Annotated in this window: 18 protein-coding genes and 2 tRNA genes; 4 read left to right on the forward strand and 16 right to left on the reverse strand. The window is 42.1% G+C overall.

Annotated features, from left to right (window positions below):
• Positions 1-95: 95 nt before the first annotated feature.
• Both JMX96_RS02410 and JMX96_RS02415 read right to left on the reverse strand, forming a co-directional pair.
• Positions 96-1,550, reverse strand: coding sequence for a tetratricopeptide repeat protein (locus JMX96_RS02410; protein WP_201567068.1), 1,455 nt, complete (start codon positions 1,548-1,550; stop codon positions 96-98).
• Between the two features lie 116 nt (positions 1,551-1,666).
• Entirely contained in the window at positions 1,667-3,304 is a 1,638-nt protein-coding gene (locus tag JMX96_RS02415) for a cardiolipin synthase (protein WP_201567071.1), read from the reverse strand.
• Between the two features lie 283 nt (positions 3,305-3,587).
• Here JMX96_RS02415 and JMX96_RS02420 point away from each other — a divergent pair.
• Both JMX96_RS02420 and JMX96_RS02425 read left to right on the forward strand, forming a co-directional pair.
• Positions 3,588-3,663: transfer RNA gene (locus tag JMX96_RS02420), tRNA-Val, on the forward strand.
• Between the two features lie 37 nt (positions 3,664-3,700).
• Positions 3,701-3,777 (forward strand) — tRNA-Asp (locus tag JMX96_RS02425).
• A gap of 354 nt (positions 3,778-4,131) precedes the next feature.
• Here the strand turns inward: JMX96_RS02425 and JMX96_RS02430 are convergent.
• The 14 genes from JMX96_RS02430 to surE form a co-directional block, all read right to left on the reverse strand.
• A complete protein-coding gene (locus JMX96_RS02430; protein WP_201567073.1) occupies positions 4,132-4,638 on the reverse strand; it encodes a hypothetical protein in 507 nt (168 codons plus the stop codon).
• Between the two features lie 9 nt (positions 4,639-4,647).
• The gene (locus JMX96_RS02435) at positions 4,648-4,878 is read right to left on the reverse strand and encodes a hypothetical protein (protein WP_201567075.1); all 231 of its coding nucleotides are present in this window, start codon (positions 4,876-4,878) and stop codon (positions 4,648-4,650) included.
• A gap of 54 nt (positions 4,879-4,932) precedes the next feature.
• Positions 4,933-5,634 (reverse strand): molybdate ABC transporter permease subunit, encoded by a 702-nt coding sequence (modB, locus tag JMX96_RS02440; RefSeq protein ID WP_201567084.1) that lies wholly within the window; start codon positions 5,632-5,634, stop codon positions 4,933-4,935.
• Positions 5,635-5,680: 46 nt separating this feature from the next.
• Positions 5,681-6,553, reverse strand: a complete 873-nt coding sequence (modA, locus tag JMX96_RS02445) for a molybdate ABC transporter substrate-binding protein (protein WP_201567086.1) — start codon at positions 6,551-6,553, stop codon at positions 5,681-5,683.
• Positions 6,546-7,037 (reverse strand): molybdenum cofactor biosynthesis protein MoaE, encoded by a 492-nt coding sequence (locus JMX96_RS02450; RefSeq protein WP_201567088.1) that lies wholly within the window; start codon positions 7,035-7,037, stop codon positions 6,546-6,548. The genes modA and JMX96_RS02450 overlap by 8 nt, the downstream gene beginning before the upstream one ends.
• Positions 7,038-7,114: 77 nt before the next feature.
• Positions 7,115-7,396, reverse strand: a complete 282-nt coding sequence (locus tag JMX96_RS02455; protein ID WP_201567090.1) for a MoaD/ThiS family protein — start codon at positions 7,394-7,396, stop codon at positions 7,115-7,117.
• 89 nt (positions 7,397-7,485) lie between these two features.
• Positions 7,486-7,992, reverse strand: coding sequence for a cyclic pyranopterin monophosphate synthase MoaC (gene moaC / locus JMX96_RS02460; RefSeq protein WP_201567092.1), 507 nt, complete (start codon positions 7,990-7,992; stop codon positions 7,486-7,488).
• A 30-nt stretch (positions 7,993-8,022) separates the two neighbouring features.
• Positions 8,023-8,736 (reverse strand): molybdenum cofactor guanylyltransferase, encoded by a 714-nt coding sequence (locus JMX96_RS02465; protein ID WP_201567094.1) that lies wholly within the window; start codon positions 8,734-8,736, stop codon positions 8,023-8,025.
• A gap of 57 nt (positions 8,737-8,793) precedes the next feature.
• Positions 8,794-9,324: a molybdenum cofactor biosynthesis protein B gene (gene moaB, locus JMX96_RS02470; RefSeq protein WP_102078147.1), complete on the reverse strand. Its 531-nt coding sequence runs from the start codon at positions 9,322-9,324 to the stop codon at positions 8,794-8,796.
• 129 nt (positions 9,325-9,453) lie between these two features.
• The gene (moaA, locus tag JMX96_RS02475) at positions 9,454-10,566 is read right to left on the reverse strand and encodes a GTP 3',8-cyclase MoaA (RefSeq protein ID WP_201567095.1); all 1,113 of its coding nucleotides are present in this window, start codon (positions 10,564-10,566) and stop codon (positions 9,454-9,456) included.
• Between the two features lie 122 nt (positions 10,567-10,688).
• Positions 10,689-11,984: a gephyrin-like molybdotransferase Glp gene (gene glp / locus JMX96_RS02480; protein ID WP_201567096.1), complete on the reverse strand. Its 1,296-nt coding sequence runs from the start codon at positions 11,982-11,984 to the stop codon at positions 10,689-10,691.
• A 406-nt stretch (positions 11,985-12,390) separates the two neighbouring features.
• Positions 12,391-13,689, reverse strand: a complete 1,299-nt coding sequence (locus JMX96_RS02485; RefSeq protein WP_201567097.1) for a lytic murein transglycosylase — start codon at positions 13,687-13,689, stop codon at positions 12,391-12,393.
• Between the two features lie 69 nt (positions 13,690-13,758).
• Complete coding sequence (locus tag JMX96_RS02490) at positions 13,759-14,547, reverse strand: LysM peptidoglycan-binding domain-containing M23 family metallopeptidase (protein WP_201567098.1); 789 nt, start codon at positions 14,545-14,547, stop codon at positions 13,759-13,761.
• A 135-nt stretch (positions 14,548-14,682) separates the two neighbouring features.
• On the reverse strand, positions 14,683-15,501 hold the full coding sequence (gene surE / locus JMX96_RS02495; RefSeq protein WP_201567099.1) for a 5'/3'-nucleotidase SurE: 819 nt from the start codon (positions 15,499-15,501) through the stop codon (positions 14,683-14,685).
• 539 nt (positions 15,502-16,040) lie between these two features.
• Between surE and JMX96_RS02500 the strand changes: the two genes are divergently transcribed.
• Positions 16,041-16,475 (forward strand): MCR_0457 family protein, encoded by a 435-nt coding sequence (locus JMX96_RS02500; RefSeq protein ID WP_057759051.1) that lies wholly within the window; start codon positions 16,041-16,043, stop codon positions 16,473-16,475.
• A 500-nt stretch (positions 16,476-16,975) separates the two neighbouring features.
• On the forward strand, positions 16,976-18,142 hold the full coding sequence (locus JMX96_RS02505; RefSeq protein WP_101206208.1) for a D-alanyl-D-alanine carboxypeptidase family protein: 1,167 nt from the start codon (positions 16,976-16,978) through the stop codon (positions 18,140-18,142).
• Positions 18,143-18,326: the final 184 nt, after the last annotated feature.

An 18,326-nucleotide genomic window follows, 5' to 3' on the forward strand; every position in this document is an offset into this window, starting at 1 on the left:
GGGTAAAGGTAAAGCGCGCCAATTCTACCTGAATTTAAGCTGTAACAATAAGCTTTTAAAAAGTTACTGAGTAAATAGTTATTAGATAATGATTGTTAGATAATGACTATTATCAATAAAGCGACTGCGATAATTGCACCAATTAACAGCTGATAACGCTTGGTGCTATGCTGCTCTTGCTTCTGTGTGGTCAGCAGCATTTCTGCTTGCTGCCATTGCTTGACCAGATTGGCCGCTTCTGCATGACCATTATCTGCCGCTTGCTCTAACCAGTATCTACCGCTATCTATATCTTGTGATACCCCTACTCCTTGGTAGTACATTTTACTGAGTAGACGCTGAGCACGGCTGTCATTTTTGCTAGCGGCTTGATTGACCCAATCTACGCCAGATTTTTTTTGGTTATCACTGCCTGCTGTCAAACCTTCACCTAACAGTTCATACATGGCCAAACGTAGCATAGCAGCTGTATTACCATCTTCAGCAGCCGCTTGTAGTATTAGAAGCGCTTTGTTTTTTGCCGTGTTGTGATCATCTGAAAATATAACTTGGCGACGAGGTTTGTTCTGCTTGGCAATATGCTGCTCGAACTGATCTAATACTTTGCGTGCTTGCTGATATTGCACATCACCAGTTGGTTGTGGCACCGTTATCTCATCTAACTCTACGAGCAGTTGCGTAAACATCTCTGGCGTTGATGTGTTTTTTACAGGTGACGCAGGCTTGACTGTTGGTTGTGATACTTTAGTCAGCTCAGGCTTTATTGGATTCTCAGACTCAGGAGGTACTACGTTTGCTTGGTTATACTCAGCTCTTATCGATACTTCCTCTGGCTTGTTAAGAGGAGCATTTAATTGGATAGTACCGACATGCGTATTTAAATCTGCGCTCGGAACGATGCTTTCAGTGATTTGATGAGTGGCTGCTTTATGCGTTGTTGCTTTGTTTGTTGTTACTTTATCCGCTGTTAATTCGGAAACTGAATGGACATCTTTGTTTAAAGTAGTTGGTAGTCTAAGGCTAACCGCTTGATATAACCCGCTCTCTACTTGCCCGCCTTGTACTGCGTCAAACTGCCGATCAATATGACCAAACAGACGCAGCCCTATTGGCTCTAGTGCAAAAAACAAGCGTTCTTTGACCACGCTATCATCGTAACCAACAGCCATATGCTGATAAAAATCATCGGTGATCAACGTTAGCTCAGGGTAACGTTTACGCAGCTCAAACTGACCATACCAATGTGGCTTGCTTTGCCACTGCTGCGCCGATACACGACCTGCATAAAACGCCAAAAATACCATAAAATTACGATAGCGCTCATCGACCAGCAACGTCGTCTCATCCCATATACCGCTCTTGATCATATCTCGGCGCACTTGGGACAATAGCGTATCGATACGCTGTAAACTTTCAAGAGAGTCGTCTAGCGTACAAGCGCGCAGCTCAGTTTCGTAAGCGATACCGCCTGCAATAGGACGCTCAGCCAAGAAGTCTTGCCAATAGCCTTCTGCAATATAGTCCAGTGGTGTTAAAGGTGATGCAGACATAGACAGGCGAGACCTCTTTACAGATAGATAAACCAAAAAAGCATAGGCTATAAAAGTGCTACGACTAAGATGATAGAACAATACTAGTAGATTACCTTACCCTAAAAATCTGAGTGCTACAATAAAGGACTGAACAAGCGCACAACATTATCAAACAATCGTTTTGATCCGTGACGCTGTTGCCACTCATCACTATCCAAGATTCGGCAGTTTTCTAAATAGACTTCCTGACAGTCCGCTACTTGAGCAACCATTTCTGGCGTATAAATCGCCAAACTGACTTCCATATTTAGATAAAAGCTGCGCATATCAATATTGACGGTGCCAAATAGACAGTAGTCATCATCGATAACCACTGTTTTTGCGTGTAGCAAACCACCTCTAAACAAGGCAATCGTTACTCCAGCATCCAACAACTCTTGATAATAAGCTTGAGAGGCATGCTGTACCAGAAATGAATCAACCTTTTCAGGAACAATAATCGTCACATCAACGCCGCGCTTAGCCGCTATCGTCAGCGCGCCCGATAAGGATTCATCAGGGACAAAATAAGGCGTGGTAATACGAATACGCTTATTGGCACGATGAATTACGGTAACTAATGTATTGTAAATCACATGAGCCGTTAGCTGCGGTGCTGAAGGTATTAGCTGCGCTAAGACTTTGTCCACGACAGGCATCTTTGGTACGACAATCGAGGTGGCACCTATATCTGGCTGCTCATGATCATCAATCGTATCCGCCAATACCTTCACACGGCTATTTAGATCATTGATGGTCGGATGCATCACATATAACTTACGAGTATAGTTGTTAACCCGTTGATGCAGCTCAGCAAGATTGTCATTACTTTCAGCACCGATGTCGGTAACAATCACCTTAGCCATCGCTGTATTGATACTAATTGAGTGCTGGCTAGTCGTTCGTAGCGCCACATCAATCCATTGACCAACGTTTTTATTTTGCTTAAAAAACCTTGGATCAACCAAATTAAAGCTACCGATATAGCCAATATGTTCATCGATAACCACCATTTTACGATGATTGCGCAAATCAGAACGTTTAAATAATGTCTTAAACAACCCTACTGGCAATGACTGATGGACATAAACCCCTGCTTTTTCTAATTTGCGGTGCACGCTACTATTAATAAAGCTAAAGCTGCCTACACTATCAGCCAATATATGACACTCTACGCCGCGCTGAGCCGCTACAGACAGCGCCTCTATGACTTCTAGCACCTGTCCTTTCGGATAGACAATATAAAACTCCATGAGGACAATACGCTGGGCGGCACGGATATCTTCAATCAAACGTTGAAAAATAGAAGCGGGATCCGTCAACAGCTGCATTTGATGATTGGGAAATACACCAAACCCGGTCCAGCGCGTTCCTATTTGGCTAACACCGCGGTAGTTGGCTGGTAATAAGTCCTGCCCTTTGTCAAAAATCAGATGCTCACGCCTTGCCATATCATTCATCAAGATGCTGGCTTGATCTACGCGTTCACGATAGCGCCGTCCAATCATCGGCTCACCGAGCAGAATGTAAGCCACAAAACCAAATACTGGTAACGTGTAAAGCACCGCCACCCAAGCAATAGACACACCAATATTGCGCTGCACAGAAACCACGCGCAGTGTCATTACTATCATAAGTACAATATGCAGTACCAGACCCAGACCCGCTAAGTCTCCCCAGGTCCAGCTAGTAAAAGTATCTTTAATAGTAAAAGTGTTTATATAGGCCTCCATCAACCGTGTTCAACGAATAAAGCATCCATAGTATAGTAGCTTTTCACCTCTAAACAACAAATAATGATAATAAGTGTATTTTTAGAAATGCTATATAATACATGGCTTTGAGTGCTATTTTTGATAGATTACAAGTCCGATTTATAATTATTTTCTAAAAACATTAAAATAATATTTGACACCCAACAGTAAATCTATATAATACACACCCACAGCAACGGAGCTTAGTGACAAACTAAAGAGCTCAGTTGATGTTGAATAAATTGCCTAGCAATTGTTCGAAGGGTGATTAGCTCAGTTGGTAGAGCGTCTGCCTTACACGCAGAATGTCGGCGGTTCGAATCCGTCATCACCCACCACTTCTTAGCAAGTGGCTAAACAAGCTAAGAGACCTAAGCAGCGGTAGTTCAGTTGGTTAGAATACCGGCCTGTCACGCCGGGGGTCGCGGGTTCGAGTCCCGTCCGCTGCGCCATATTTAAAACGAATTTAAACCTTTGGGTTTAAGCAAGTTTCGCCTCAAGCATTAGATTGTTTGAGGTTTTTTTGTGTCTGTATATTCTGCTTGGACATTGTTTATGACGATAAATACTATTAGATAAAATAAGCAACGAAATTGTAAAAGATGTTGATAAAAAAAGAACTGAATCAGTTGTAATTGAACTGAAAGAAATAGTCGCCAAATCTAATCAGCAACTAACAAAAGAGCTCTACCAAAAACTGCTCACTTAACTAGAGTAGCCCAACAATTATATGTTAAAAAATTAATATGTTTGAAAGCCACCTTACTGCTGATCTTAATGATCAATATATAAATTTCACGAGAAATCTACTTTTTATATAGGCTGTGCATTGAGTTGTATAAAGATTCTACTAAATGAAAAATAGCATCTATATCATTCAGATATTTCCCTTTTTCATGTTGGAAAATATACCTACTTTCTACAAAAACTGATGCATAATCCAATAAATCTTTTTCTAGATTCCTACCTGTATCACTCTTATAGCTATCAATAAGATATCTAAATAATTCTGAATCTTTGGTGGAATAACCGTCAAATAATCTGTCTAGATTATGGCCATAATTGTTGGGATTTACTATTTTTCTATCCTCTAACTTACCTTGATTTTCCACAACTTCCACGTCAAAAGCTTTAAAAAAAAGCTCGGCTGAAATTCCTAATAAGGTCAAAAGCGGATAAATAGTATCGACACTATCAGGTTCTAAATCTTGATAGATTTTTGATGCAGTACGGAAATATTTATCTCCATGAAACAGGATTTCAGCATCATAATAAGCATATCTTATCTTTATTCTTTCTTCGAGATTTTCCATATCTTTACCCTAGAATATATTTGTTAAAAAGTATTCAGATATCATGTCAAAGCGATTTTGCTGATCTGTTTTGTCTAGCTCAATCGCTTTTAGTACCTCACCTCGTGCTTTGCATATCAAGACTAAGCGCCAAATTTCTAAAGCCAACTCGCGCTCATCAATACTCTCATCGTCGTCTTTTTCTGCAAACTCTTTATCACTTACTTTATCGACTAGAAGAAATGCTTTTAAACCCTTCAATCACGATAGCTACTGTGCTACCTAACACTTAACTCGCATATAAATATTTCAGTGCTATGGACGCTGGCTTATTCGGCTCACACTAGCGATTAACGCTACCATCACTACACCCATGATAATTAAAATACTAGACATCATATGCGCCGCCTCATAGTTGAGCGCTTCTACCTGCTCATATATAGCAATCGATACCACCTTAGTTTCGCCTGAGATGCTGCCGCCTATCATCAGTACAACCCCAAACTCTCCAATGGTATGAGCAAAGCTTACCAAACTACCCAAAATAATACCCACGCGCGCTTGCGGTAAAGCCACTTTCATAAAACGTCTCATACGACTTGGTTCTAGAAGATGAGCGACTTCTGTGACACTTTGTGGAATACGCAGAAACTGTGCATAGACAGGCTGTATATAAAAAGGTAACGAGTAAATAATAGAACCAATGACCAGACCTTCAAAGGTAAAAATTAGCGGGCTAATATTATGTTCACTCAACCATTTACCGATACCCACACTAGGACTGAGCAATAACAGTAGATAAAAACCAATCACGGTAGGTGGTAGCACCAGAGGCATCGCAATGATGCCCATGAGCAGTACCTTAAGACGTCCTATTGCTTTTATACGGCTCGGCTTAGCCAACCAGTAAGCGATAGGCGTTGCAAATAGCAATAGACATAAGGTAGTCACGAAAGCGAGCTTGATGCTCACCCAAAATGGACTGAGCATATCTGACATAAGAGACTGGTCGATCATATAATGTCACTGCTCGTTCTATGATGAGAGGGATTAGTCTAACGTATTACTGGACGGCCAGATAGCCTGCTTGCAAGAAGTGCTGCTGCCCTGCTTTTGAGCGCAGGTAGTCGGTGAAGTCTGCTGCTGGGGCGGTGTTATTAACGATTATCCCATCTTGTAAGATAGCTGGATAAGACGCTGGCAATAAGGTAATAAACTGCTCAGGCTTGGCTTTAATCGCAACAAGCTGAGACTGTGCTACAAAACCATAGTCTACACTACCCGTATGCGCATATTGAAATGCCTGACCGATATTCTCTGACTGTATTAAGCTTTTTTGAGCATTTAACTTATCATACATATTTTGTGATTGCAGATAGGTTTTTGCAGACGTACCATAGGGAGCAAGGTCAGGGTTAGCAATAGCTACCTTGGTGTCCTGAGTAAAGTCAGCACTGGTAAACACATCACCTAGCGATGTTGGCGTGAAATCGTTTAAAGGTTTGGTGACACTATAGAGTGCTAACTGACCTCTGGTATACGTAAAAGGCTTGGTTAGCTTATGCTCTTTACTAGTAACACCAGCTGAATTTTCATCAGCCAATTTAGCAGGAAAATCTTGATTGGCAGACAAGAATATATCATACGGTGCCCCTGCTTTGATTTGCGCATATAACTTACCAGAAGAGGCATAAGTAACTTCAATATCTGAGATACCTGAAATATTTTGGACAGATGAGCTGTTATCAGCCTGATAGCTATCAATGATATGAGGTAGTACATCAGACAAGTTAGCAGCCGCAGCGATACGCAAAGTCTGGGCTGGTTCAACTTTGTTTGAAGCAAGCGCTATATTGGCGTCTTCGTCTTGCGTACAAGCATTTAGTGACAATAGCAGACAAGCAGAAACACAGACAGTAACTAATGACTTAACCATTATTGCTGAGCCATTTAGACGAGTCGTCTTCGTAGTACTCTTGCTTCCACACAGGAATGTCCGCTTTGATAGTATCTAATATCCAGCGACACGCATCGAATGCTGGATAACGGTGCGCTGACACTACCCCAACCCACACAGCCACATCGCCAATCTCTAACGCACCGATACGATGTATCGCAATAGCATGCGTAATTTCAAAACGCTTTTTGGCTTCTTCTATAATGGCGCGGCCTTGATTGATGGCCAAATCCTCATAACCATAATAGGTAAGACGATCAACGCTCGTGGCGTTATTATGATTGCGCACTCGCCCTTCAAAACAAACAAACGCACCGCAGCTGTCATTATCTAACGTACTTTTTAGCCTATCTTCGTCTATAGCAATATCTAGTAGCGCAAAACCATCACGCTCAGCGATAAGGTAAGCGTCGTCAGCACTACGTTTGATAGTCATGGAATGATCGTGAACGTTGTCGGTCATTTTTCTTCTCTATTTATTATTTTTTCTTTGTAACTACTGAATAGCCACTGACAATATGGACACTAATAAACGCTTGTCTAACCACCAGCGACTGGCGTGATGAAAACCACGCTATCACCATCGTTTATCTGGTCAGTCCATTTAGCAAAGTAGTCATTTACTGCAACACGTAGCTCCGATTGCGGACGGCTAAAGCGATGCCTTTGACTAAGCTGTTCGTATAGTTCAGTCAATGACGTATCCTGCTGTACGCTTACTGTCTCTTGCTGACAATTGGCCTCGTCAGCCAAACTGGCAAAATACATGACATTAATATTCATCGTTGATTCGATATTAGTTGTCATATCGATAGCATTCATAACCCTCTCCATCTTATGCAAGCTTCCTTGCTTGGCATGTAGCATATCTTTATTAATTGATTAACGACGCACTCTGCAATGTTGTCATTTTAAGCATGACTATAGTCTGACTTACCACCTGTCTTTTTAACCAAATGAATATTATCTATAACGATGTCATGCGATAGCGCTTTAGTCATATCATAGATAGTCAAACAGGCAACGCTGACCGCTGTTAGCGCTTCCATCTCAACCCCTGTCTTATGCGTGACCTTGACTACAGCACTAACCGTGATACTGTTGAGCGCGTCGTTGTACTCAAAGCTCAAACCTATCTTGTCTAGCGGTAGTGGATGACAAAGCGGTATCAGATCATGAGTACGTTTGGCCGCCATGATACCAGCGATATGAGCCGTTTGTGTGATGCTGCCTTTTTTGGTCATCCCATCAGCCGCTTTAATCTGCGCATAAATCTCACTGGGAAAGCGTACTTGTCCAGTGGCATTGGCTTCTCGCGTCGTTGCTGTCTTACCACTGACATCGACCATGGTAATATCACCATCACTATCTAAGTGAGATAAAGTAGATTGTTGATTTATCTGTACGCTGTCACTCATTTATATAACCTTTCTTATGTGATATTTTTATTATTTTGGTAGAGCAGCACATGCCTGCTTAAAATCTTCGGGCGTATTAAAGTTGGTCAAATTGTGCCACTCTTTGATAAATGGTACGGAGTGTACAAAAGGTTGAATAAACTGCACCACTCTACGCTGACCACTATCTATATAGGCCTTCAAATCAGGCTCGATGCTTAACTGATACAGCCCTAATAATGGATATAAGTGACTGTCATCTTTTAAGCAAATTACTTTTTTATCAGCAGCACGGCTTATTTCACATTTTAGTTTTTGCCACAAGTCAGTTGCTGGTATTAAGCTATCACAGCTGATAACCAGTAACCACGATGCTTGTACGTTTTTTGATACGCCTGAATCATTCAAGCTGATCAAATCGTTCAATGTTTGTAAGGCTGATTTTATAGCGACCAAAGCGCCGCCAGTTTTAATCTGCTCATCATGCTCACTAGAGTCAACATCAGCATCATAATCAGCAATATGAATAATAGGCGCATTAGGTTTTTCTAAATAGACATCTAAACCAGTTTGAAAGCCGCGACCATTATCTGCAATCAATATAGGAGCCTGTAACTTGCTTGCATAACGAACATGATAGTCTAGCAGCTGCTCACCTGACGGTAGTGTTAGCATCGCCTTGGCCGTTCCCATGCGCTTAGATGCCCCGCCAGCCAAGATGACCACACCTGCCAATCGGTCCAAATTAGTTGAGCGCTCTGTCATTGTGCCATTACCTATCAGTTTTGATTTAATATCAATCTTGGCTCAATTATTTATAACTCAATCATGGCTAGGGTTTTGTGCCAAAAAATGCGGTACAAAATTGCACGGACGAGTACGACTGTCAAACTGATCCTTTAAGATATTTTCCCAACCCGTACGGCAAGCACCAGAAGAGCCTGGTAGACAGAATATACCCGTACCATTGGCCATGCCAGCCACTGCTCGCGATTGTACGGTAGACATACCGATTTCATCTTTTGAGATTAGACGGAACATTTCACCAAAACCATCGATTGATTTATCAAACAGCACACTCACAGCTTCTGGCATGCTATCTCTAATGAAGAACCCTGTGCCGCCAGTGGTAATAACCGCATGAACGTCTGGACTAGCAATCCAACCACTAATGACTGCACGAATTTGGTAAATATCGTCGGTGATTAGTTGGCGATCTGCCAAATGATGCCCTGCTTCGGTCAAGCTATCTACTAAGTACTGCCCTGACGTATCTTCTGCCAGCGTACGGCTATCAGAAACGGTCAATACAGCAATATTAAGCGGTGTAAATTGTGCAGCAGGCTTACTCATAAATAATCCTTTATAGATGTCATTTTATAATTGTATTAAAAAGCAGTTGTATTAAAAAAATTTATGTAGAAAAACGATTGCACTGGAAGACAATCACTATCAGCGTCATGATTGCAGACTCAAAATATCTTAACCACCAATTATCGATAGATTGTGCATGATGCCACTGTTAGAGTCATGCAGATGATGATGCTCAGGCTTGATTGGCATAAAGCTATGTAAAGTGTTTACCAGTCCTTGGATATCTTCTTGCTGTAAGTATGGACGGATATCATAGTTGCCTTGATCAAACAGACACAAATGCACCTTGCCTTGGCTGCTTACACGCAAGCGATTACAGGTATCACAGAAGTGCGCCGCATATGGGGCAATCATACCGATACGACCGACATACTCAGGGTGGCTATACTCTACTGCTGGACCATCGGCACTACCGCGCTCATGCGGCTGCCAACCATTCTCTAACAAGTAATCAGTGATAATATCAGACTGAGCATGCTGCGCAAAAAACAAATCGCTATTGTCACTGGTCTGCATAAATTCAATAAAGCGATAAGTCACTTGTCTATCTTTGACATAGTCGATCGCCGTGACTAAGTTCTCAAAAGCAGTCTCTGCCATCAAGACACTATTTATTTTCAGTTTGATATCAGTCGTTTCTAACAACGTATCCATGTCAGCCAATATCTGCGGCAAGGTATCAAAGCCTGTCATTTTATGAAAAGTAGCGGCATCAAAACTGTCCATACTGATATTGAGCTGATCAAGTCCAGCAGCTTGCCAGTTGGCTATATGTTTACCCAATTTATAACCGTTGCTGGTCATCGCGACCGTCTCGATACCGTCAGTTTGCTTAATCGTTTCGATAATTTCGACAACATCACGACGAATAGAGGGCTCACCACCTGTAATTCTAACCTTCTTGGTACCTACTTGAGCAAAGCCACGTACCAAAGTGGCAATTTCAGAGATACTCAGTTCATCATCAGGGCGCTTACCTTGATAACCATTTGGCAGGCAATACTCACAGCGAAAATTACAGAAGTCAGTAATAGATAGACGCAAGTAAGTCAGACGCCGTGCAAACCCATCGGTTAGCGGCTGGTGATACTCACTCATCTGCTCAGTAGGCACGACCAAGGAAGGCTCTATGTAGCCGTCAGATAATGCCGGTGCCAAGCTCGGTGAATACAGTTGCGGGCTGTCTATTTTGTGTTTGTCATCTATGTTGTCATCAATCATATGTTACTGCCATCAGTACTGCTTATTATAAGCACTACTTTATTATTCGTGTTTAGCATACCAGTGTAAGGTTACTCTCTAGCATTGTATGACAACCTTACAATAAATTGGCAAACGATGAATTAGCGATGTAGCCAAGGAAACGGTTGTACAACGACGTCCTTACCAGCTGCTACGTTCCCACTATCTTTGTCCAATACAATAAAGCAATTGGCACGGCTCAGCTGTTTGATTCTATGTGACTGCTGTCTTGAGAAACACTCAACTTGATAATGACCTGTATCGTCTCGTGACAATACGCCACGCTGAAAGTCTTTGCGGCCGGGAGATTTTCTGATATCACTGATGAGTTTGGCTTTAATAGTTAGCGGCATCGGCTGCTCTGACACGCTAGCGCCTGACATTTGCCACAATGCAGGTATCACAAACTGTAGCGCACCAACGACTGTCGAAAGTGGATTACCTGGTAGGCCAAAATACAGTACTGGCTTATCGAGATTTTTATTTAACTCGCCAAATACAAAAGGCTTACCAGGCTTCATCGCCACTTTATAATGGTTAATCTGACCTAATGTTTCGATCACAGTGGTCAAAAAATCATAGTCACCAACTGAGACACCTGCTGTCGATATCAGTACATCACAGTCCTGCATGGCCTCGTTGACTGCGATAGTTGTCTGCTCTAGGTTATCAGGGATAATGCCATAATCACGAATAGTGATAGGCAGATCTGATAGCAGGCTTTTGAGCGTTGGGGTATTAGAATTATATATTTGGGCTAGACTTTGTAGCTCATTACCAATAGCTACGAGTTCATCACCTGTTGCCAATACGCCTACGACGAGTGGCTGGAACACGTTCACTTGGCTAATACCAAGGTTGGCGAGTAAGCTAATATCCGCAGGATTTAGTCGTTTACCAATTTTTAACACGGCTTCACCAGACTCAATCTCTTCACCCTGTGAGCGGATATTATTGCCAACTTTGGCGGTTTGCGTGAGCGTGATGTTATAAGGTTGAGATTTATCAACGGTCGCTTTGATATCTGCAAAATTCGTATTCTCTTGCATAATAACCGTATCGCAGCAATCTGGTACGACTGCACCAGTAAAAATCCGCACCCCTTGCCCCGCAGTTGTCTTACCAGTATAAGCACTGCCAGCTTGCGACTCACCAACGATTTCGATATTACTGTTTTCTGATAACTCACTACCTTTAGCAATCGCATAACCATCCATTGCAGATAGGTTTTGTCGCGGTACATCAAAGGGCGAAGCTATATCTTGAGCCAGTATATGGTTTAGGCTGCCCAGCAACTCTAGAGTGTTGACGGCTCTTTTTTGTAGCGGAAAGTCAGTAATATGATAATTATCTATCCGTTGCTGTATCGCAGCTTGTAATTCTTCCATGGTAATCATAAGGTCACGCTCTTTCTATTGTTCTAATTATTTATAATCGAAACTGTTACTAAAAATGGTCGTTGAAAACTGTTACTAAAAACTATGAGTAAAAGTCATCGTTAAAAAACACATTATCTAGAGTCTATCATTCAAAGTATCAACTTTCTTGTATTAACCTTGTCCTGATAAGTTTTGAATAAAGCCAGATTACACTGGTCTTAATATTTGATATTTATTGCATTGTCCATGGCGTTAAAGATGTCAGCAAAATCAGACATAGATTGAGACAAAAAAAGCACCTTGGCAAGGTGCTTTTTGTAGAACAAAGTAAATTATCGTTTGATGATTAGTGGCTGATGCATAATAGCTAAGCACGATTAAAAAGAGCCACTTTTATACGGTGTATAAATACCGTCAGTTTACCTCACCATCCAGCTAGTGAAGACGCACTGTTTTGAGTAATGAATCCGTCTGGCGCTTGACCATTATCTGCTTGCCAGCGCTGGAATGCCATACGAGTATTGGTACCCACGATACCATCAGCGCCTTTGGTATCGTAACCCATACTAGTCAGACGACGTTGTAAGTTAGTCACTTGCGTAGTCGATAATGGACGCTCATAACGAGGCCAAGATTTTTGCAAACCGCTTTGTCCATTGATCGTTTTGCCTAGCAAACTAACACCCAATGCATAACTTGATGAGTTGTTATAGACTTTGATCACATCAAAGTTTGGGCTTAACAGTAACACTGGACCGTCTTTACCAGCAGGTAACCATAGCTCCATCTGAGTATTGGCATCTAAGTAAACGTCCGCTATCGTATCGACACCCATCGCAGCCCATCTAGCAGCAGGCTGCTTACTACCAACCACTGAGTAATCAAACGATGCTGGCACCGTTGCTTCATAAAACGGCGCTAAGCCACGAACCCAACCTGAATTGCTAAGATAGTTGGCAGTCGAGGCTAGTGCATCACCAGTAGCCCATGGATTGCGATGTCCATTACCATCACCATCGACCCCTTGTTTGAGCCAAGTCTCAGGGATAAACTGGGTTTGTCCCATACCACCTGCCCAAGAACCGTCGAGCTGTGACCATGATACGTCACCGCGTTGTAGCAGTGTCGCTAACGATAGCAACTGTGTTTCGGCAAACTCTTGACGACGACCATCATAAGCAAGGCTGGCAAGCGAACTTGGCAAATCACTATTACCGGTCACAGCACCGTACGATGACTCCATGCCCCATATCGCAGCGATAATCTCTGCATTAACCCCATATTGAGACTCTAGCTGAGACAAATAAGCACGTTGCTCAGCAAATTTGCGTTTACCTACACTGACGCGTCCACTTGATACCGCAGAATCTACGTATTCCCACGGCATCTTAGAAAACTCAGGCTGACCTGAATCTAATGAGATGACTTGCTGATTTAGATAAGCAGAATCGAGCAATCTACCAATCACTTGGGCATCATAGCCTGACGATATGGCCCGCATAGAAAAGTCTGACTTCCAATCAGAAAAACTACTGTAGCTAGGCTTTGGCGCAGGCTGCGGCTTTACGACTGGCGCAGGTGTTGGTTTGACCTGAACAGTTTGGGTTTGAGTAATCTCAACGCCGCCTTGACGAACAGGCTTACTTTGCATTGCCTGCTGGCTTGTACACCCGACCATCACTAATGCTGGCATAAGGGTGAGGTATTGCTTTTTTAATCTCATAAAAAATCTCAAACATGAATAAATAAAATGGCTCACAGTGGCCAAGCTATCCGTAGCTATTATTTAAGTCTAACGCCCAAGTACGCTACGTGGGTCAATAGGATTACCATTTAAGCGAACCTGAAACTCTAAGCCTACCTCATTGGTCTGACCACTACTGCCCATACTAGCAATACGTTGACCACGCTGTACTGTATCGCCCTCTTGCACCAATAATTGGCTATTGTGCGCATAGGCTGTGATGTAGTTATCACTATGACGAATCATAATTAGATTGCCATACTCTGGCAGACCGTTGCCTGAGTAAAGCACAGTTCCTGATTGGCTGGCAAGTACTGGATCACCAACTTTGCCTGCAAACCACATTCCCATATTGCCCGCAGCAGGGTCAATGTTACGAGTCACTGGATTACGCGTAGGGTAATCATAACCAGAGGTCGAGTTGGCAGTAGCTTCATAAGCTGGTGCTTGAGACTGGGTCACAGGTGGCGTATAAGTTGGCTGCGTTTGAACTGGGGCACTATAGCTATTGTTACTTGCAGTGGTTGCCGCATTGCCTTGCCATAGTTTGAGCCATTGGCCACTATAGATGGTGTATTTACTATCTAGATTGTTCATCGCTCCGATTTGACGATAGTTCAGACGATAGCGCGCTGCAATCTGGCTGACCGTATCGCCGCGTTGTACACGGTGATAGTTAGGGACGCCTTGCGCATTAGTAATAATCTTAGGACCTGCTTGGTTTGCTGATTGATAGGTAGGCTTCGTTGCACAGCCAACGACAGATAGAGTAGCGACTGCCATAGTACCAATCAACGCGGCTTTAACAAGGTGCGATCCAGCTATGATTTTTTTCATACAAGGTTCCTATTCTTTGTGTTGCTCATTCATTGTTTAATCATTCAAAAGCTCTTAATGCCATACAAGAGTCTTTTGATATTCTCATAACACGTCAGTGTTTAATAAGCCGGTATGGATTATATCTTATAGAATTTATAGCGCGAGTGTTGATAATCTATCCAGCGCTTCCGTTGGCGTATGGTGTAGGCGTACTGGTGATAAACTGACATACCCTGCCGCTACGGCCTGATAATCTGTCATCATATCCTGATTCGCTTGTACCGCATCGATTGACGTCTCTGATGGTCGCTCATTTTTACCTTTTCGTAGAGACAACCAATATGCATCTCGACCGCGTGGGTCTATCATATGGCGTACTGGCTGAGCAGCCTGCTTATGGCCTAGCGAGGTTATTTTTCGACCCTTGATATCATCAGCATGCTGCACATCAGGAATATTAACGTTTAATACATGATAGGGCAAACTTTTGAGCATCTCTAGAATCGAAGTCTCAGTAAGCAGCTTGACGATTTCATGTGCGGCCACTTGATAATCACTGGCTGATTCTTGCCCGCCGTTTTTGACACCCCCGCCTACCAAAGACGTAGCTATAGCAGGGATACCAGATAGTTGCGCAGTCAATGCAGCACCGAACGTACCAGAGAACATCACATCCTGTCCAAGGTTAGCCCCTGAGTTGATACCTGTAATCACGCAGTCAAAGTCACTATCGCGATATAACTCATGCAGTGCCAAATAAACACAATCAGCTGGTGAGCCATTTACCGCTACAAATCCAGAAGGCAGCTGATGCGTATGCAGTGGTCTTGAGACACTCAGCGCACTGGCATAACCGCTTTGTTCATCGTTCGGGGCGACGACCATCACTTCACCAATAGTCGATAATGCTTGAGATAGTGCCAATAATCCTGGCGCATACACACCGTCATCATTACTAATTAAAAATCTCATTTCTGCTCAGTATGTGGTTAATATTTTATTGCCGATTTTTCTACATCTCTATTTGATCATTCTGCTATCGTGCCATGTCTGTTAAAGATAGCCATCAAAGAACGATGCCCATGTCTAAAATGAAAACATGATACTCTAATTCTTCAATGACATGACGTCACAGTCTAGAGAAAAATATTCATTTTGACAGCATGGGCGATTATAACTGAATAATATAAAGACACGAACCCTGTCGTTAGCAAAGTATCGTGTTCTTCTTATGCTGATAATTATACGATGAAAGTAGCGTAACAAGATCTGTATCAAACGAATAACAACCAGTAGATTAAGCATCGCGTTACAATACGCAACACCCCACAACAATACAAACCGATGTACTGATACTGAAGTAACGTCATTAGGGTATGCTACTGATATGTTGCTAAAAAATGGTGTTGGCTCACAAGATATCTACACATAAATCAATATTTTATGTGACTTTTGTTTTTTTACCGATTAACATATGACCATTAAATAAAGACGAGCGAGTGTAATACTGAATGAATAAACAATCGATATTATCTATAGCTTCTGTGATAGCAAATACTGCCTCAAAAGTTGGGATTGCAGGACTGATAACGTCTGTTGCTATGCTGTCTCAAGCTTCTAATGCTGCGAATAACTCTGGCACTACCATTCCGCTAGACATGTCTGGCATCAACATTACTAAGCATGAAATTGCGGTAATGCAGGTACTATCAGAGATATGCCCACCAATGCTAAATGGTAAACAAAAACAGCGGTTCTATAAGTCGTACACTGTGCAGCTGCATGAGCTAATGCCTTCTCTAGAAGATCCCAAAGCGGCTATTCAATATTTATCTACACAGCAAGACTATCGCCAGATACTACAAGGTATTCGTAGTTGGACGATGGGATTCTCAAAGCAAGAAAACAAAGCACTATGTGAAGATTTGGCAAACGCGGATTATTAAACAACTAGCTAGTTTAATTCAATGACTAGCGTCCTCTGCTTAATGTGTTAATAATATTGGTATCAATGATAATAAAATAAAAGCTATGTACTCTTTATAACATCGGTTAAGCAAATATTATCAACTGATTGTTTAGATATCTGTAGCATCAAAGCTTGCTGTCACTTTACTTGTTATTCACAAGCAGTGCAGCAGGCTTTTTTGTGAGCGTTAAATTTTTATTACAGAGACTGGTCAGATGCTAGTTAAAACAAATATATGATAGGCCTTCATTTTTCTTTTCAAACTTGCCTTATTTTTGCATTTATCGATTCCCCATCGGTAGTCATTTTGCTAAGATAAGGCGTTAATTTTATGTCTATTGTGTAGGCGTTACTATTTTCATCGATACATTATTTTAAACACTGCATTTAAGACATGCTGCTTAAAATAATGTATGGAAATAGGTACAAAACATAAGCGATAGATACATTTGGTTCCATGATGCGGTGTAATGATATATGACAGTAAAGCGTGTAAAAAATCAGCTGATACAGCTGGTAGTTGGTGTAAGTATCTCGATGAGTGCAGTAGTGGCAAACGCAGCCATACAACCACCTGAAATGGACAATACTGCCTATGTGTTGATGGACTATAACACTGGCGAAATCTTGGCTCAAAAGAACGCCAATGAGGCGCTGCCGCCAGCATCTCTGACTAAGATGATGACCAGTTATATCATTGAGCAACGCTTAGCATCAGGCGACCTGAAAGAAGATGAACAGGTATTGATGAGTCCAAACGCGTGGTGCCGTGGTAGCAGCAGCCAATCTTGTATGTATGTGCCTGTGAACAAAACTGCCAGCGTCATCGATATGCTACGCGGTATTATCATTCAATCAGGTAATGATGCATCAAAAGCCATGGCTGAACATATTGCTGGCAGCGAAGCCTCGTTTGCAATCTTGATGAACGAACAAGCACAAAAGATTGGCATGGAGAACTCTAACTTTGTCAATGCTACGGGTATGCCTGATGAAGGTCATTTAGCGTCTGCTTTAGATTTGTCTAAACTTGCTCGTGCTATTATCAAAAACAGCGGCGACTACTATAGTATCTACGCAGAAAAAGAGTTCACTTATAATGGTATTACCCAAGGTAATCGTAATGCTCTGCTGATTACTGACCCAACCGTTGATGGCCTAAAAACTGGCCACACTGATGCGGCAGGCTACTGCTTGGTTGCATCAAGCAACCGTGAAGGCATGCGTCTAATCTCTGTCATTATGGGTACCAAGAGCCAACAAGCTCGCGCCGATCAGTCACGCGAACTACTTAACTGGGGTTTCGGTCACTTTACAACGGTTACTAAGGCGCCTGCTGGACAGTTCGTTAGTAAGCTTCCAGTATGGTTTGGAGAAGCTGACGAGGTAGAACTGGCAACTGGCGACAACTTGCAGATTCTAACCAGCAAAACACAGAAAAATAAAATCACTACAGTGGTCGACATTCCTGAAAGCTTAGAAGCACCGATTAAAAAAGGTCAGGAAGTTGGTAAAATGATGGCTGTCATTGATGGTAAAGCGGTAGCCTCAGTTCCAATTATCGCAACCAATGATATCGAACAGTCAGGCTTTATGAGCCGTACGTGGGAACATATCGTACGCTGGGTAAAAAATCTTTTCTAAGAGAAACTTTTAAAAAGCAATTCTAGCTAAAAACTGTTTAAAAAAAGACGCCTCAAAATGGGCGTCTTTTTTGTTTTTATGCCTACTTTATTTTAAAAGTGCTTCGATATTGAAAAGTAGAAAATATAAAAAATGCTACCTAATAAAATGAACCTAACTAGGAACACGGATTTGGTAGAACAGC

Source organism: Psychrobacter sp. JCM 18900 (assembly GCF_904846625.1).
GTDB lineage: Bacteria > Pseudomonadota > Gammaproteobacteria > Pseudomonadales > Moraxellaceae > Psychrobacter.

Excerpts from the sequence above, each read along its gene's own strand:
- moaB (WP_102078147.1), bottom strand. The coding sequence starts at position 9,324 with ATGAGTAAGCCTGCTGCACAATTTACACCGCTTAATATTGCTGTATTG.
- moaC (WP_201567092.1), bottom strand. The coding sequence starts at position 7,992 with ATGAGTGACAGCGTACAGATAAATCAACAATCTACTTTATCTCACTTA.
- JMX96_RS02415 (WP_201567071.1), bottom strand. The coding sequence starts at position 3,304 with ATGGAGGCCTATATAAACACTTTTACTATTAAAGATACTTTTACTAGC.
- JMX96_RS02410 (WP_201567068.1), bottom strand. The coding sequence starts at position 1,550 with ATGTCTGCATCACCTTTAACACCACTGGACTATATTGCAGAAGGCTAT.
- JMX96_RS02430 (WP_201567073.1), bottom strand. The coding sequence starts at position 4,638 with ATGGAAAATCTCGAAGAAAGAATAAAGATAAGATATGCTTATTATGAT.
- JMX96_RS02450 (WP_201567088.1), bottom strand. The coding sequence starts at position 7,037 with ATGACCGACAACGTTCACGATCATTCCATGACTATCAAACGTAGTGCT.
- JMX96_RS02505 (WP_101206208.1), top strand. The coding sequence starts at position 16,976 with ATGACAGTAAAGCGTGTAAAAAATCAGCTGATACAGCTGGTAGTTGGT.
- modB (WP_201567084.1), bottom strand. The coding sequence starts at position 5,634 with ATGATCGACCAGTCTCTTATGTCAGATATGCTCAGTCCATTTTGGGTG.
- surE (WP_201567099.1), bottom strand. The coding sequence starts at position 15,501 with ATGAGATTTTTAATTAGTAATGATGACGGTGTGTATGCGCCAGGATTA.
- JMX96_RS02455 (WP_201567090.1), bottom strand. The coding sequence starts at position 7,396 with ATGAATGCTATCGATATGACAACTAATATCGAATCAACGATGAATATT.
- JMX96_RS02490 (WP_201567098.1), bottom strand. The coding sequence starts at position 14,547 with ATGAAAAAAATCATAGCTGGATCGCACCTTGTTAAAGCCGCGTTGATT.
- glp (WP_201567096.1), bottom strand. The coding sequence starts at position 11,984 with ATGATTACCATGGAAGAATTACAAGCTGCGATACAGCAACGGATAGAT.
- JMX96_RS02500 (WP_057759051.1), top strand. The coding sequence starts at position 16,041 with ATGAATAAACAATCGATATTATCTATAGCTTCTGTGATAGCAAATACT.
- moaA (WP_201567095.1), bottom strand. The coding sequence starts at position 10,566 with ATGATTGATGACAACATAGATGACAAACACAAAATAGACAGCCCGCAA.
- modA (WP_201567086.1), bottom strand. The coding sequence starts at position 6,553 with ATGGTTAAGTCATTAGTTACTGTCTGTGTTTCTGCTTGTCTGCTATTG.
- JMX96_RS02485 (WP_201567097.1), bottom strand. The coding sequence starts at position 13,689 with ATGAGATTAAAAAAGCAATACCTCACCCTTATGCCAGCATTAGTGATG.
- JMX96_RS02465 (WP_201567094.1), bottom strand. The coding sequence starts at position 8,736 with ATGACAGAGCGCTCAACTAATTTGGACCGATTGGCAGGTGTGGTCATC.